Below are 15,085 nucleotides of genomic sequence, written 5' to 3'. Positions count from 1 at the left end.
GGTAGCGGGTCAGGATGCGCAGACGTATCAGTCGTGAAGGCTTTGCAAATGATCGAGCATCACCTCGGCGGACGAACGTTCAAGTGGAACACCCGGCGGATTGTCCTTGAATCCCGGCTCCATGAAAAGTGCCTTGATCGTCCGGTCGTTGACATACATGGAATAGCGCCAGCTGCGCAGCCCCATGCCATTGCTGCTCCGTTCAACAAGCATCCCCATCTTGCGCGTAAACTCGGCATTTCCGTCCGGCAACATCCGCACCTTTTCGACCCCACGCGACAGCGCCCATTGGTGCATCACGAAGGCATCGTTGACCGACAGACAGATCACCTCATCGATTCCCAGATCGCGAAAGCTATCATAATGCGCCTCAAACCCCGGAAGATGGCTTTCGGAACAGGCAGGGGTGAACGCCCCCGGCAGCGCGAATAAGACAATGCGCTTTCCGGCGAACACCTCGTCGGTGGTCACTTGCTTCCATTCAAACGGATTGGGCCCACCCAGCGCGTCATTCCGGATGCGGGTGTGAAACAGGGCGTCAGGGACGGTTTGAGGATGCATCTTGCGCCTTTCCAGACTGAGTTCAGATGGCATTTAACGCATGAATGCGGATCGGTCGATCACCTCTTGGCCTTACACGCACCATTTCCGACGCGGGTGTCCCCGGCGCGGAGTTTCGCGCCGGGAACAGGTTTTATCACTTCTTCAGATTGGTCCAGATCTGGTCATAGACCTCTTGCGTGGCCTGATCACAGACCTCGATGAACACGCCCGCCCCGGCGCTTGCGGGCGGGTTGCTTTCAGGCTGGGTGGCCAAGGTCGGATCAAGGAATGTCCCGACGCCTGTCAGCCCGGCATTATAGCGCGCGTAGTTGGTGACGGCCGCGATGTTTTCCGGCTCGAGCAGGAAATCCATGAACTTGATCGCATTGTCGCGGTTCGGCGCATCCTTTAGCAGGACGACGTTGTCCATCCAGACGATGTAGCCCTGCGACGGGAAGGCGTATTCGATATTGGCCCCCTCTTCGCGGCCCTTGGCAGCAAACCCATCATAGATTTGGCCGACAGCGGCATCGCCCGACACAAGCACCTCTTTCGCGGTGTCCGAGTTGAACGAGGCCCAATGCGTCTTAGCCTCTTGCAGCATGTCGTTCAGCGCCTTGAGCTGATCACGGTCGGTCGAGCATTGCGGGATGCCCATATGCAGCGCCGCCATCGCCAGCACTTCGCCTTGGCTGTCGAGCATGTTGATCTTGCCCGAAAGCTCGGCTGGTGGGTTGAACAGGATGTCAGTCGTCCCGATGTCCCCGGAATAGGCATCGCGGTTCACCGCGAACGAGGTCGAGCCCCACTGGTAGGGGATCGAATGCGCCCGGCCCGGATCGAAGGACGGATCGGCCCATTCAGGCGCGATGTTGCCTTTGTTGGCCAATTCTCCATCCGCGATCGTATCCAGCAGGCCTTCACCTGCCATGATCTGCACCATGTAATCGCCCGGCACAGCCACGTCATAGGTGCCGATAGCCCCGGCCTTGAGCGAGGCCAAAAGTGCTTCGTTGCTGTCATAGGTGTCCATAACCACCTCGACGCCGTATTCCGCGCTGAAGGTGTCCAGCAATTCCTGCGGGATGTATTCGAACCAGTGGTAGATCACCAGTTTGCCCTCGGCCATGGCGGCCCCGGCTGTCAGTGCAAGCGCGCTTGCCGCAACGGTGGTTTTCAGAATTGTCTTCATGGTCAGTCCCCTGTTGAATAATGCCCTATTGGGCGGAGTTGGTGTGGCCACGGTCAGTGACCTTGGAATCCTTCCAGCACGTTCACGGTGTTGATCCCGATTTCCGCGATGTCGTAGCCGCCTTCCATCACGAACAGTGTCGGCAGGCCCGCCGCTGCGATATCCGCGCCCATGATGGTGAAATCCGACGATGTGAGTTTGAAAAAGCTGATCGGGTCAGTCTCAAAACTGTCGACACCCAGCGATACGATCAATGCGTCCGGCGCGTACTCGGCAACCCGTTCAAGCGCTGTGGCAAGCGCGGTGCGCCAGATGTCGAACCCCGTTCCGGGCGGCATTGGCAAGTTGAGAGTAAAACCTTCACCGGCCCCGGTGCCAGTTTCATTGGCGTATCCGAGGAAATAGGGAAAGGCATATTCCGGCGCGCCGTGCAGCGAGACGAACAGAACATCCTCACGGTCGTAGAAGATATCCTGTGTGCCATTGCCGTGGTGAAAATCCACGTCGAGGATGGCAACCCGCGCCATGCCGTTGTCGCGAAAGTGTTGGGCGGCAATGGCGGAGTTGTTCAAAAAGCAATAGCCGCCATACAGGTCCTTGGCCGCATGATGCCCCGGCGGACGGCAGAGCGCAAAACAACTCTGCGCACCAGCCCGCACCCGCTCAGCCCCAGTCAGGGCGACATGGGCACTTGAGAGCGCCGCCTGCCACGTGCCCTGCGTGATGCTGGTCTCGGCAGCAAGCGCGTAATACCCCAACTGCCCGTCAATATGTGTAGGACAGGTCTGCACCATACGCCGGGCGGGCCATGCATTTGCGATCGCTTCGCCCTCAAAGCCAGCCGCCTGCCAGCGATCCCACGCAGATTGCAAGAATGCCACGTAAGCGAAGTCATGCACGGCAAGGATCGGCGCCATTCCAAAGCTGTCAGGGGCCGAGATCGGACCCAGCCCCACTTCGGTCAATCGTTCGTGGATATAGTCCAGCCGCGATGGGCGCTCGAACGGATAGACCAATTGCCCACCGTACAGTTCGGTCTGGGCGTCGCGCAGTTTGTGATTTTCGGAATAGATGGTTTCCATCAGCGTTCCTCTGCCGGATCCCGGCGACCGATGAACCATGACAACGCAACCATGACGATTGAGACCGCCAGAAGAAGCGTCGAAATGGCCATGATATTGGGCTTGATACCCTGTTTGACTGCGCCAAAGATCGCGGTGGGGAGGGTCTCAACCCCCGCGCCCTTGACGAAATTCGTGATGATGAAATCATCCAGTGAGATGATGAAGGCGAGGATGAATCCCGAAACGATCCCCGGCATCATCAACGGCAGCAGAATGCGCCTGAACGCCTGCCGCTTGGTTGCATACAGATCCATTGCCGCTTGTTCGTAGGTCGCCTCGATCCCCTGCATCCGCGCGGAAATCGGCATGTAGGCAAAGGGAATGCAGAACGCGATATGCGCGAGAAGGATCGTCATCACTCCGCGCTCGAATGCGATGGCGTTGAAGAAAATCAACGTGGCCACCGCTGTCACAATCTCGGGCACCATCAGCGGCAGAGAGATCAGCCCGATGGAGACCGTGCGCAGACGGAACTTGCCCGCGCGCAAAACGGCGGTGGCTGCCAGCGTGGCAATTATCGTGGCCGTCGTGGCAGCCGTGATCGCGATGATAAAGCTGTTCCAGGCCGCGTCTTTGAACTTGCCGCTTTCGGGTCCGGTGAACACGTCAACATACCAACGAAGCGAGAACCCTTCCCAGATCGTGATCGAGGGGGAGTCGTTGAAACTGTAGACCGCGACCACCACAAGCGGCGCGTATAAGATCACAAGACACAGTAGCGTAATGGCGAAAAAGCCCGGATAGCGGCGCAGGTCATAGGGTTTGGCCATCACGCCTCCTCCTTCCGGCTTTGACGGGCAAAGACCATCAGCAGGATCAGCACCATCGTCAGCAGGATCATCGACGCCGCCGCCCCGAACGGCCAATTGCCCGCGTTGCCCTTGAACTGCTCCTCGATCAGCGACCCGATCATGAACGTCTTGGCCCCGCCCAACAGGTCAGGCGCCAGAAACGATCCCAGCGATGGCACGAACACAAGGATGCACCCGGCGATGATCCCTGGTTTGACCGACGGGATCACGATCCGACGCAGCACCGCCCAGCGCGGCGCGTAAAGGTCGGAAGCTGCCTCGGAAAGCGCAAAATTGTACCGCTCGACCGCCGCGTAAATCGGCAGCACCATGAACGGCAGGTAGGAATAGAACAGTCCCAGCTGCACGGCGAGGTTGGTGTTCACGATGCCCAAAGGCTCGGAGATCAAACCGATGCTCATCAGACCGTCATTCAAGGGCCCTTCATCGCGCAGCAGGAACTTCATCGACACGGTACGAATGAGCAGGTTCACCCAATACGGGATGGTCACCAGAAACACCCAAAGCGCCCTCTGCCGTTCAGGGCGTGTGGCGATGAAATAGGCGGTTGGAAAGCCGATCAGCAGGCTGAGGATCGTCGCCGCCCCCGCCTGCCAGATCGACCGCCAGAAGATGCCGATATAGGTCCACTCGATCTTGGGTGGCTCGTCCCCGAAGAGGCCACGGTCAAAGAAGAACTGGTCATAGGCTTCAAGACTGAACTCCCAGATCACACCGCCGCGGAATTCCTTGGTCAAGAAGGAATAGATCAGCATGATCATCAGCGGCGCAAGCGTGAGCAGACCCAGCGTCACCCAAGCTGGCAGCAACAACAACGTGCGCGCCTCGCGATAGGTTTCGCTTTGCACAGACCCGCCTGTTGCGCCGCCCCCCGCCATCAGTCGATCAAGAGCCTTGCGGCCCCCTGCTCCATGTTGATGGCAACTTCAGTGCCCGGCTCGAACACGCGGGCATTGCCGCGCGACGAATTGGAGGAACGGACCGTGAATTGTGGCCCACCGTCCAGGTCAACGATCGTGGCGATGTCCGTGCCGATATAAATCATCTCGCGCACCCGGCCTTTCAGGCTATTGGCATCGACCGGGTCTGCCGACAGGAACAGCCGTTCAGGCCGCAACGACATATGCACCTTGGCGCCTGCGCCGATCCCGCCCACTGCATCGCAGGTCAGCCTGTGGGCGCCTCCCAGATGACATTCAGCGCGACCATCTGCGACCGCATCCACCGTCACCTGCATCAGGTTCGTATCACCGATGAAGTCGGCGACGAACACGTTTCGCGGCTGTTCATAGATCTCGCGGGCGTTACCCAGTTGCTGCAATTCGCCAGAGGACATGACCGCGATCCGGTCAGACATGGTTAGCGCCTCTTCTTGATCGTGGGTCACGAAGATGAAGGTGATGCCGGTTTCAAGTTGCAGATGCTTGAGTTCTACCTGCATCGCCTTGCGCAGCTTGAGATCGAGCGCCGAGAGCGGTTCGTCCAAAAGCAACACCTTGGGGCGCGGTGCCAGCGCGCGGGCCAAGGCGACACGCTGCTGCTGGCCGCCGGACAATTGCGACGGCTTGCGCGCGGCGAATTGCGATAGCTGCACCATCTCCAGCGCTTCTCCGGCGCGGGCGCGAGTTTCGGACTTGGACTGTCCAAGCATTTCAAGGCCAAAGCCCACATTGTCGAGCACGTTCATGTGCGGGAACAGCGCGTAGTTCTGGAAAACTGTGTTCACCGGGCGCTTATAGGGCGGCAGCGCGTCGATCTCGTCGCCATAAAGATAGATCGCGCCTTCGGTCACGTCTTCGAATCCCGCGATCATCCGCAGCAGCGTGGTCTTGCCACAACCAGAGGGGCCAAGAAGCGTGAAAAACTCGTTATCGCGGATCGACAGGGAAATCGTCTTTAACGCGGTAAAGGTGCCATACCGCTTGACCGCGCCCTGCACGTCAATGGCAATGTCCGTGTCTTGCGGCATTGGTGCTGTCCCCGGGCGCTGGTGTTTCTGACCTTGACCCTAGAAACGAAGCAACGTCTGCAGAAGACACGACTTCCTCAGCGCTTCTTAGCCTGCGCCTAATTTCTTTTCGCAAAACGCCCAATTCTTGGGCGGTTCTGGTTCGGTTTTGCCTTAGTCGATGGGTCGAACTTCTTTATAAAAGGGCCAGTTTCAGGGCCTGGGCGAAACGGATATTCGCGATGGGCCGAATGCAGCACGCCTGCGCCGTCGGGTCCGATCTCTGCATAGAGCTCGGCTTTGCGTGCTTATCTCAAGGTGTCCAAAACAGCCATGACATGGTCCGGGTCGGTCTGCGGATTGACGATGCAGAGGCGAAAGACCATCTCGCCGCGCCACCGGGTCGGCAAGCAAAGCAATGCCCCGGACCGCCGATGCTCCTCAGCCCAGCGCACCATCTCGTCCTCGGTGCGGTTGCGCGGGCGGAAGAGGATGACGGTAAGGTTCGGCCCCAGCAACAGCTCCAGCCACGCCGCCGCCGCGATGCGCTCTGCGAGGTCTTCTGCAATCGCGCGGGTGTGGGCTATCGCCAGCGCATAGGCTTTGGTGCCATGCGTCGCCAAAGAATACCAAAGGGGCAGCCCCCGCGCTCGGCGCGTCAGGTGCAATGCATAGTCCGACGGGTTCCATTCGCTTTTGTCCACAGTGTCGAGATAGACCGCCCGCTGGCCATGTGCCGCCGCCCCATTGGCCGCATCCCGATACAGCAACGCGCAGCTGTCATAAGGCGCAAACACCCATTTGTGTGGGTCGATGATCAAAGAATCCGCCTGTTCGATCCCATCAAAGGTCGGACGCAGGGCCGGATCAGCCATTGCAGCCCCACCATATGCGCCATCGACATGCACCCAGACGCCGCGCGCCTTGGCAAGCTGCGTCAATCCCGCAATGTCATCCACCGCGCCGCAATTGGTCGCCCCGCCATTCGCGACAATCGCAAAGGTTTCCGGTGTCAAATATGCAGCCGCTGCGTCCGCACTCATGCGCCCGGATGCGTCGGAGGGAACGGTGATGAGGTCCGCATCCATAACCCGCGCGACAGCCGCGATTGAGGAATGCGCCTCGGACGAACACAAGATCGCCCCGCGCCCGGCCTGTGCCTCTTGGGTGCACGTCCGATGCCAGTGCCGCGCGGCATGTAGCGCAGACAGGTTGCCCAATGTGCCACCCGCGACGAACACACCGCCTGCCGTGGCAGGCCAGCCCGCCAGATCGGACAGCCAACGCAAAGCCTGGTTCTCGGCATGGATCGCCCCGGCCCCGCCGTCCCAGTTTCCGGCAAAGATACCTGCCGCCCCCAAAGCCGCATCAAAACTCAGCGCAGCGCGGGTGGGCGCAGCCGCGACAAAGGACAGCGAGGTAGGATGTCCGAAAGGTCGTGTCGCGGGTTGGATGACATCGGTGAACAGCGCAAATGCAGCTTCAGCCCCAAGCCCGTCCGGCGTGATCGCACCACCCATCTCGGGCTCCAACGCCGCAGCAGCCCGAGCACCGTTCTTCGGGTCGGGACCAGCGGCAACATGGCCTGCAATCCAATCAAGAATGCGGCGCGTGTCGTCTGGCGCAAAGGGGAACGGATCGTGGCTCAATCGACCGCAAGCTCCGTGATCTCGCGTCGGAAGGGCAGCGCGTCACCGATATCCTCGCCATCCAGTTCTCGTGCATAGCGATGCCCCGCATAGGTGGCCCAAGCAATCGGCCCCGGCGCTTCGGCATCGCCGATGATCCGAACAGACGCAATCCCGGCATCCGCCCAATCGGCCTCATGGGCCTTGAGATCGTGGAAAAGCTGGTTGTTCTCGCGCTTGGAGGCCACGACCACGACCGCATCGCAGTCAATCTGGCGGGTTTGGTCAGTATAGGTGCAGTTCGACACCACATGCCCCACCCCGATTTCGGTCACACCGCGGTTCAGGACAATCTCGACCCCCATTTCGGCCAGTCGCTTGTGGATCGTATGCTGTTCCAGCGTGTTGACGGTCCAATCCGACAGATAGGCCGACGGCGTGACAATCGTCACGGCACAGCCTTCGTTGCGCAAAAGCTCTGCCAGAACCCCGCCCATGTAGTAGTGATCGTCGTCATAGATCACTATGTGACCCGATGGGCGTTGGCCGTCCATGATGTCGTCCGGAGTGAACACCGGCATCGCCGCATCCACCGGGAACGGCACGACATGTTGACGGCTGACACCGTCCCTGCGCCATGTGGCCCCAGTGGCAATGCAGATGTTCTGAAACCCGAATTCAAGGATGGCAGCGGCATCAAGCGCGCTGTCGAAATAGGTCTCGACGTTGGGTTTCTGGCTGATCTGATAGGTCCGGTAGTCTGCCACACGACCCCAAGCCGACAGACCGGGCAAGTGCCGTTCCCGCGCAACCCGTCCGCCCAGCACACGACCGGCCTCGGCAAGCGCAACGTCATAACCACGCTCGGCCAAGGCGCGGGTCGCCTCAAGACCGGCAGGACCTGCGCCGACGACCAGCACGGTCTCGGTGCGCCCCTTGGGGTTCATCCGCTCGGGATGCCACCCCTTGCGCCACTCCTCCATAAAGGTGGGGTTCTGCGTACAACGGCTGATCGACATGGTCATGTCGCCGGTAATGCAGATATTGCAGCCAATACATTCGCGGATGTCCTCGATCCGGCCTTCTTCGATCTTTTTGGGCAGGAAAGGATCAGCTATCGACGGACGGGCACAGCCGATGGCATCCAGAACGCCGCTGCGCACCATCTTGGCCATGACATCAGGCGAAGTGAAGCGCCCCACCCCAACCACCGGCTTTGATGACAACTCGCGGATGCCGCGCACAAGCGCCTCTTGCGCCGCTTCCTCCTTGAACCGTGACGGGCCGGAACACTCTTCCCACGTACCATGCGCCAAATCCCAGAGATCCGGCAGGTCCTTGTTCATGTCGATGAACTCGCGCACCTCGGCGTTCGAAAAGCCCAGATCACCGATGCTTTCGTCCAAGGACACGCGCAGCGTGAGGCCCATGCTGTCTCCCACCGCATCGCGCATATCGGCGATCACCTCACGTGCGAAGCGCGACCGGTTCTCCAGACTGCCGCCGTATTCGTCGTCGCGCATGTTGGTGGCGCGGCTGAGGAAATGCTGAAAAATACCGAAGCCATGCGCGCCATAAAGGCAAATGAGGTCAAACCCGGCAATCTTCGCCCGCTTGGCAGCATTGACGAACCAGCGGCGCAGATCTCGGATCTCGTCCTTCGACAGCGCCCGCGCTTGAACCGGATCGTTGGTGAAGGTGCGGATCGGTCCGGCAGAAACCGCAAGCGGCACTTCCTTGGTATAAAGGTTCGGCCCGTTGATCCCGGAATAGGCCAGTTGGATACCTGCCAGCGCCCCGTGTTCCTTCATCTTGCCGGCCATCTTGGCCAGCATGGGAATGTCTTTGTCCTCCCACAGGCGCAGTTCAATGAAAGGTGTGATTTCGGACGTGTGGTGCATCTCGCATTGTTCGGTAAAGATCACACCCCAGCCGCCTTCGGATTTGATCCCGCGCATCGCGGCTGCCGCAGATGGGTCGCGATAGCCGCCGCCATTGCAATGCGGCACCTGATAAAAGCGGTTCTTGGCCGTCACCGGGCCAATGGCCAGCGGTTCGAATAGCACGTCATACCGGGGATCGCGTCCGTCGAGCATCAAGCCTCTCCTGTCGGGTTTCCGGCAGCTTACTATCTATGCTGCAGCGCAAAAGTCTTGGCCTTGGAACCGTTGCTTAGGCTGGCGCTAAGTCAGACCAAAGGTTCGCCGCCGATCCGGTCCAGACGGCCTGTTCGCACCAGCGATGCAGCGTATTCGATGAACGCGCGCACTGCGTTCGACCGATCCGCATCCTGCGCCGTCAGAAGTCCCATTCGCAGTGCGCGCACCTTGCCACCAATAGGGATCACCCGCACCGGGTTGCCATCCGGGGACGTGTCGCTAAGTGGGCGAACATTGGCGATGGAATAGCCAAAATCATTGCCCACCATCGACCGCATCACCGCCATGTCGCGCGTGCGTTCGGCAATCACCGGCTTGCCCCCCGCATGATCAAACAGCGACAGGAAATAATCCGCGCTCAGCGGCAGATCGAGCAGAACCATCGGATGCGCGCTCAGATCCTCGACCGTGACCACGTCCCGATCCGCCAGCGGATGGGCGGTTCCCATCAGCGCGATGGGCGGTAGGCGCACCAGTGCGGTGAATTGCAAATCCGCAGGCAGATCAAGATCATAGGTCAACGCCACGTCGATCTCGGACCGTCGCAAAGCGCTGAACAGTTCCACTTGGTTCAGTTCGTGCTGGCGCAGACGCACTTCGGAAAATTCCGCCTCGAACCCACGGCGCAAGGTCGGCAGCACGAGCTGTGCAAAAGTCAACAGACACCCGATGCTCAACGGCCCCCGGACAGAGCCGGAAATGTCACCGGCGATGTCCATCATCGCGCCTGCCTCGCGCAGGACGGTCTTGGCCTGATCAAGCATCTGCCGCCCCGCCTGTGTGAGCGAAAGGCCCTGCGCGTGCTGGCGCACAAAAAGCGGCAGGCCAAACTCGGCCTCAAGCTGCGAAATAGCAGAAGAGATAGACGGCGAGGACACGTTGATCCGCTCAGACGCACGCGCGATGCTGCCCGTCTCACCCACGGCAACGAAGTATTCCAATTGCCGCAGCGTGTAACGCAGCATCCGTGCCCCCTGAACGAATGGATCCGTCAAACTGTGGACGGGTTCGGGGATGGCTTCAAGGCTGAGCGCCGCCAAAGCGCATCATTCGTCGCCCGGCACACCGTAGGATGGCGCCTGTGTCGGATCGAGCGCCCGCTGCACATAGGCGTCAAGCTGCGGTTTGTAGATGTCCCACGCGGTGGCGACCGCCTCGATCGGGCAGTCTTCGGTCCAGTCACATCGCAGATCGGCGACGGGCCAGTTAACCTTGTCCACCAGCATCATTCCTGCCGAATGCACCGGCCCCGCTTCGCCCCCTGCGGCCAGACCTGCGCGCAAGGCCGCGATGAGCCTGTCGCCCAAATGTCCCTGCGCCGCTTCGAACCCCGCGACGATGGCTGCAGGCACGCCGTCATTGGCCAGAAGGTTGCCCCCTGACGCGACATCCCGGCCTTCGGCCTGTGTCCAGATACCCAGAGATTTTGGCCCGGAATGGATCGCCGTGCGGCCCTGCCGATCAATCGCCAGAACCTGACGATAGGCAATGTGCCGCCCCTGATCGCGTACGCCCGCAATAGCCTCTGCCGCCGACATGCCACCCTGCATCATGTCCAGCGCAAAAGGCCCAAGCGAAGGGTCGGTCACGTTCTGGCTGGCCACCGCACCGACACCCGCCCGCGCATAGGAACAACGCGCCGCAACTGCAGGCGAAGACGAGGAAATCGCCACTCCGAACATCCCTGTTTCGGCACAGCGCGCGACCAGTGAAAACGTCATCGCTGATACCCGTCCGGGATCACGGCAGTGCCGTCGATCTCGACCAGCCACTCGGGCCGTGCCAGCGCGCTGACGACCAGGCCCGTGGACACCGGATGTACGCCTTTGATGTACTCGCCCATGGTGCGATAGACCGCCTCGCGGTGGCGCACATCGGTGATGTAGACCACCACCTTGACCAGATGCGCCATCTCGCCGCCGGCCTCTTCAATCAGTTGGCGGATATTCTGCATCACCTTGTGGGTTTGTTCCACCGGGTCATGGCTGTCGATATTCTGAGCATCATCAAGGTTCTGCGGACACTGTCCCCGCAGCCATACGGTCCGGCCCCCTTGGGTGACAACTGCCTGACATAAATCATTGTCGAGCTTCTGTTCGGGATAGGTGTCTGACGTGTTGAACGTACGAATTCGGGTATGGGCCATGCCTGTTGTCCTCATGAGGCGTACCACTTGATCTATCCTTTCGGCGGCCAAAGGCGGAACGACCCTTTCCCTCATCTGTGATTAGCCCACGCCTAATCCTGATTAGAAAGAACCCAAGCAAGGCTTTCGGAATCCGTTGTGTGCCGCGCATGGGGCCGCTGCCTATGCTCGGCCCCATCGTCAAGGAGGCACCCATGGAAGAATTCGATACGGTCGTCGTCGGCGCTGGTCAGGCCGGTGTTGCCATGAGCGAACATCTCACAACGCTCGGCATTCCCCATGTGGTTCTGGAACGCGCCCGGATCGCCGAGCGCTGGCGGACCGAGCGCTGGGATTCGCTGGTTGCGAATGGCCCCGCATGGCACGACCGGTTTCCCAACATGGCCTTTGCCTGCGACGACGATGCCTTCCCCGACAAGGAAAGCGTGGCCGCCTACTTCGAAACTTATGCCAAACGGTTCAACGCGCCGATCCGCACCGGCGTCGATGTAACGGCCGTGACACCCAAAGACGGCGGGTTTGTGATCGAAACCTCGAAAGGCACGATCCGTGCCCGCCATGTTGTGGCGGCAACCGGGCCGTTCCAGAAACCAGCCATCCCGCCTGTAGTGCCCGCAGAGGCAGGCCCGCTGCAACTGCACTCGAACGCCTATCACAACCCCGATCAGTTGCCCCAAGGGGCAGTGCTGGTGGTGGGCGGCGGATCGTCAGGCGTGCAGATTGCCGAGGAACTGATGGCAGCGGGCCGCAAGGTCTATCTCTCCATCGGGCCCCATGACCGCCCGCCCCGGCGCTACCGCGGGCGGGATAATGTCTGGTGGCTGGGTGTGCTGGGCAAATGGAACGCCGACAGCCCCGGCCCCGGCACCGAACATGTCACCATCGCAGTAAGCGGCGCTCATGGCGGCAAAACCATCGACTTCCGCGCGCTGGCGCATCGCGGCATGACACTCTTGGGAATGACCGAGGGCTATCGGGACGGCGTGGTCCGCTTTGCCGACGACCTAAAGACCAACCTGCAGGCCGGAGATACCAACTACCTGTCGGTTCTGGACGAGGCGGATGCTTATATCGCCAAACACGGGCTGGATTTGCCAAAGGAACCCGAGGCACGCATCATCCCCCAAGACCCCGCCTGCGTCACTGATCCGGTGCGCGAGATCGATCTGGCCGAGGCCGGGATTGCAACGATCCTCTGGGCGACCGGCTATCAGTTCGATTTCAGCTGGATCAAGGCCGACACCTTTGACGACGCAGGGCGCCCCCAGCATCAGCGCGGTGTGTCGCGTGAACCGGGGCTCTATTTCGTGGGCTTGCCGTGGCAGACGCGGCGCGGGTCGTCCTTTATCTGGGGGGTATGGCACGACGCCAAGTTCATCGCCGACCAGATCGCCATCCAGCGCGGGTACATGGCGTATCAGGGGTGCGCCGCGATCCGAGTGCCCGAAGACGCCTAATCTGGTTACCCGCCAGCACTGCGGGCCGCAAACATCGGTCCACCTTTCCAGCGCGGAAAGCTGTAACCATTGACCATGACCACGTCGATATCCTCGGCAGACCGGGCGATCCCTTCGGCAAGCACAGCCTCCGCCTCCCGTGTCATCGCGCCCAGAATACGCGGCATCACATCCTCGGTGGCAAATGCTTTGCCCACCGCTTCCATCGTCTGACGCTCTTCGGCGATGATGGACATCACCACCTCAGACGGCAGTGCAGTGCCGTCGACGTGGTCATACCACCCAGCGCCCGTCTTGCGCCCGAAGCGACCAATCTCACACAAGCGATCCGCGATCCTGATATATCCACCGCTGATCTTGCCCTCGGCCAACCGCCGCTTGCGCATGGCCCACGCAATATCCAACCCTGCCAAATCCTGCATCTCAAAGACGCCGATCGGAAAGCCATAAGCCCGCATGGCGCTGTCCACCTGATCGGGGCTGGCCCCGTCGATCAGCAGCCGATCCGCCTCGGCCCGATAGGCCGACATGATGCGGTTGCCGATGAACCCATCGCAGACCCCGGACAAAACCCCGATCTTGCCCAGCGATTTGGACAGTTTCGCCGCCGTGGCGACCACATCCTCGGCCACCGCGCCGGGCAGGACGATCTCCAGAAGCTTCATGACATGGGCCGGAGAAAAGAAATGCAGGCCAACGGCGCGCGACGGATCGGACAGCACCGCTGCAATAGCGTTCACGTCAAGATACGACGTGTTGGTCGCCAAGATCGCATCCGGCTTTGTCACCTGATCCAGTCGGGCAAAAACCTGTTTCTTGACCTCCATGTCCTCGAACACCGCTTCGATCACCAAATCCGCATCCGAAAGCGCGGCATAGTCGATAGCGGTGTCGAACCGCGCCGACACCGCGTCCAGATCAGGAAGGAGGCCACGCTTGGCGCTGCTGTCGAGCGTCGCGTGCACTCGGTCGGCACCGGCGTGCAAGCTGGCTTCATCGCGTTCGATCAAGGTGACCTCAAAGCCCCGCATCAGAAAGGCCGACACGATGCCCACACCCATCGTGCCACCACCGATCACACCGATGCGCTGTAAAGGGCGCGGCGTCAGCTTGGCTCTTGGATCAGCCAAGGTGGCGCGCTCGGCAAAGAAGATGTGCCGCAAGGCGCGGGCCTGATCGCTGGATTTCAGGGCAAGGAACGCCGCGCGTTCCGCCGCCAAAGCCTCGTCAGCGGGCAAGCGCACACCGCGCCCTACCGCGTCGATGGCCGCTGCAATCGACTCCTGCCCGCGTACTTTGCGACGCAGGCCTGTTGCTGTCTTGTCGAAAGCCTCCGCATCAGATGCACCCACAACCGCGTTTTCAAGCGTGCGCCGTGGCGCCGCGTGTTCGACCGCCAAAGCCACGGCTTCGTCCAGCAGATCGCTCGTTGCAATCGCGTCGATCAGACCTGCGGTCAGCGCCACGTTGGCCAAGATCGGCTTGCCCCCCGCAATCATCGTCAGCGCCAGTTCAGCCTCGACCAGACGCGGCAATCGGACCGTCCCCCCGGCCCCCGGCACCAGACCAAGGTTCACTTCGGGCAAACCCATGCGCGCCATGGGATCCGCGATCCGGAAATGGCACCCCATTGCCAGTTCCAGCCCCCCACCCAGAGCGGTGCCGTGGATTGCCGCGACCCACGGTTTCGATGCGGCCTCTATGGCAGCAATGACATCCGGCAAATGGGGCTCCATCAGCGGCAGGTCGAACTCGCGCACATCAGCTCCGGCGACAAAGGTGCGTCCTGCACAGGCGAGGACGACCGCGTCGACATCAGGGTCATCCTCGGTCTTAGTCACAGCTTCCAACAGCCCTGCACGCACCGCTTGCGACGACGCGTTGACCGGTGGGTTGTCGATCGTGACGATCGCCACGCGGCCTTGTGTGTCTATCGAGACGGTCATCGCACTGGGTCGCCTTTGCATTGGACTGTTGGCGCATTTGTCGGGGCGCGGGTCAAGAATGGCAAGTGCCTCTTGCCATAGGATCGCGGCACCAAATTTATTTCAAGTTTAAAACTTCAAGCTTGAAATA

At 60.8% G+C, this 15,085-nt stretch carries 13 protein-coding genes; 1 reads left to right on the top strand and 12 read right to left on the bottom strand.

Annotated features, from left to right (window positions below; translation table 11 throughout):
- Positions 1 to 27: 27 nt before the first annotated feature.
- The 11 genes from MCRY_RS06290 to MCRY_RS06240 all read right to left on the bottom strand — a co-directional run bounded on the left by MCRY_RS06290 (position 28) and on the right by MCRY_RS06240 (position 11,552).
- Positions 28 to 561, bottom strand: a complete 534-nt coding sequence (locus tag MCRY_RS06290; RefSeq protein ID WP_085628636.1) for a peroxiredoxin — start codon at positions 559 to 561, stop codon at positions 28 to 30.
- Between the two features lie 136 nt (positions 562 to 697).
- A complete protein-coding gene (locus MCRY_RS06285; RefSeq protein WP_085628635.1) occupies positions 698 to 1,735 on the bottom strand; it encodes an extracellular solute-binding protein in 1,038 nt (345 codons plus the stop codon).
- A 53-nt stretch (positions 1,736 to 1,788) separates the two neighbouring features.
- Positions 1,789 to 2,817 (bottom strand): histone deacetylase family protein, encoded by a 1,029-nt coding sequence (locus tag MCRY_RS06280; RefSeq protein WP_085628634.1) that lies wholly within the window; start codon positions 2,815 to 2,817, stop codon positions 1,789 to 1,791.
- On the bottom strand, positions 2,817 to 3,629 hold the full coding sequence (locus tag MCRY_RS06275; protein WP_171046086.1) for an ABC transporter permease: 813 nt from the start codon (positions 3,627 to 3,629) through the stop codon (positions 2,817 to 2,819). Before MCRY_RS06275 ends, MCRY_RS06280 begins: the two co-directional genes overlap by 1 nt.
- On the bottom strand, positions 3,629 to 4,549 hold the full coding sequence (locus MCRY_RS06270; protein WP_085628632.1) for an ABC transporter permease: 921 nt from the start codon (positions 4,547 to 4,549) through the stop codon (positions 3,629 to 3,631). The genes MCRY_RS06275 and MCRY_RS06270 overlap by 1 nt, the downstream gene beginning before the upstream one ends.
- Complete coding sequence (locus MCRY_RS06265) at positions 4,549 to 5,640, bottom strand: ABC transporter ATP-binding protein (protein WP_085628631.1); 1,092 nt, start codon at positions 5,638 to 5,640, stop codon at positions 4,549 to 4,551. Before MCRY_RS06265 ends, MCRY_RS06270 begins: the two co-directional genes overlap by 1 nt.
- Before the next feature lie 287 nt (positions 5,641 to 5,927).
- Positions 5,928 to 7,268: a pyridoxal phosphate-dependent decarboxylase family protein gene (locus MCRY_RS06260; RefSeq protein ID WP_203276018.1), complete on the bottom strand. Its 1,341-nt coding sequence runs from the start codon at positions 7,266 to 7,268 to the stop codon at positions 5,928 to 5,930.
- A complete protein-coding gene (locus tag MCRY_RS06255; protein ID WP_085628630.1) occupies positions 7,265 to 9,343 on the bottom strand; it encodes an oxidoreductase in 2,079 nt (692 codons plus the stop codon). Before MCRY_RS06255 ends, MCRY_RS06260 begins: the two co-directional genes overlap by 4 nt.
- A gap of 92 nt (positions 9,344 to 9,435) precedes the next feature.
- The gene (locus MCRY_RS06250; RefSeq protein ID WP_085628724.1) at positions 9,436 to 10,371 is read right to left on the bottom strand and encodes a LysR substrate-binding domain-containing protein; all 936 of its coding nucleotides are present in this window, start codon (positions 10,369 to 10,371) and stop codon (positions 9,436 to 9,438) included.
- A gap of 81 nt (positions 10,372 to 10,452) precedes the next feature.
- Entirely contained in the window at positions 10,453 to 11,127 is a 675-nt protein-coding gene (locus tag MCRY_RS06245; protein WP_085628629.1) for a DUF1028 domain-containing protein, read from the bottom strand.
- Positions 11,124 to 11,552, bottom strand: a complete 429-nt coding sequence (locus tag MCRY_RS06240; RefSeq protein WP_085628628.1) for a RidA family protein — start codon at positions 11,550 to 11,552, stop codon at positions 11,124 to 11,126. The genes MCRY_RS06245 and MCRY_RS06240 overlap by 4 nt, the downstream gene beginning before the upstream one ends.
- 194 nt (positions 11,553 to 11,746) lie before the next feature.
- On the opposite strand from MCRY_RS06240, the gene MCRY_RS06235 reads away from it, so the two are divergent.
- Complete coding sequence (locus MCRY_RS06235) at positions 11,747 to 13,009, top strand: flavin-containing monooxygenase (protein WP_238939647.1); 1,263 nt, start codon at positions 11,747 to 11,749, stop codon at positions 13,007 to 13,009.
- 5 nt (positions 13,010 to 13,014) lie between these two features.
- On the opposite strand, the gene MCRY_RS06230 is transcribed toward MCRY_RS06235, so the two are convergent.
- A complete protein-coding gene (locus tag MCRY_RS06230; RefSeq protein WP_085628627.1) occupies positions 13,015 to 14,955 on the bottom strand; it encodes a 3-hydroxyacyl-CoA dehydrogenase NAD-binding domain-containing protein in 1,941 nt (646 codons plus the stop codon).
- Positions 14,956 to 15,085: the final 130 nt, after the last annotated feature.

Origin of the sequence: Marivita cryptomonadis, from assembly GCF_002115725.1 — a bacterium.
Taxonomy (GTDB): Bacteria; Pseudomonadota; Alphaproteobacteria; order Rhodobacterales; family Rhodobacteraceae; genus Marivita; species Marivita cryptomonadis.
This window is presented reverse-complemented; position numbering and strand designations above follow the sequence as displayed.

Coding starts and splice junctions, on each gene's coding strand:
- MCRY_RS06290 (WP_085628636.1), bottom strand. CDS start 561: ATGCATCCTCAAACCGTCCCTGACGCCCTGTTTCACACCCGCATCCGG.
- MCRY_RS06285 (WP_085628635.1), bottom strand. CDS start 1,735: ATGAAGACAATTCTGAAAACCACCGTTGCGGCAAGCGCGCTTGCACTG.
- MCRY_RS06280 (WP_085628634.1), bottom strand. CDS start 2,817: ATGGAAACCATCTATTCCGAAAATCACAAACTGCGCGACGCCCAGACC.
- MCRY_RS06275 (WP_171046086.1), bottom strand. CDS start 3,629: ATGGCCAAACCCTATGACCTGCGCCGCTATCCGGGCTTTTTCGCCATT.
- MCRY_RS06270 (WP_085628632.1), bottom strand. CDS start 4,549: ATGGCGGGGGGCGGCGCAACAGGCGGGTCTGTGCAAAGCGAAACCTAT.
- MCRY_RS06265 (WP_085628631.1), bottom strand. CDS start 5,640: ATGCCGCAAGACACGGACATTGCCATTGACGTGCAGGGCGCGGTCAAG.
- MCRY_RS06255 (WP_085628630.1), bottom strand. CDS start 9,343: ATGCTCGACGGACGCGATCCCCGGTATGACGTGCTATTCGAACCGCTG.
- MCRY_RS06250 (WP_085628724.1), bottom strand. CDS start 10,371: ATGCTGCGTTACACGCTGCGGCAATTGGAATACTTCGTTGCCGTGGGT.
- MCRY_RS06245 (WP_085628629.1), bottom strand. CDS start 11,127: ATGACGTTTTCACTGGTCGCGCGCTGTGCCGAAACAGGGATGTTCGGA.
- MCRY_RS06240 (WP_085628628.1), bottom strand. CDS start 11,552: ATGGCCCATACCCGAATTCGTACGTTCAACACGTCAGACACCTATCCC.
- MCRY_RS06235 (WP_238939647.1), top strand. CDS start 11,747: ATGGAAGAATTCGATACGGTCGTCGTCGGCGCTGGTCAGGCCGGTGTT.
- MCRY_RS06230 (WP_085628627.1), bottom strand. CDS start 14,955: ATGACCGTCTCGATAGACACACAAGGCCGCGTGGCGATCGTCACGATC.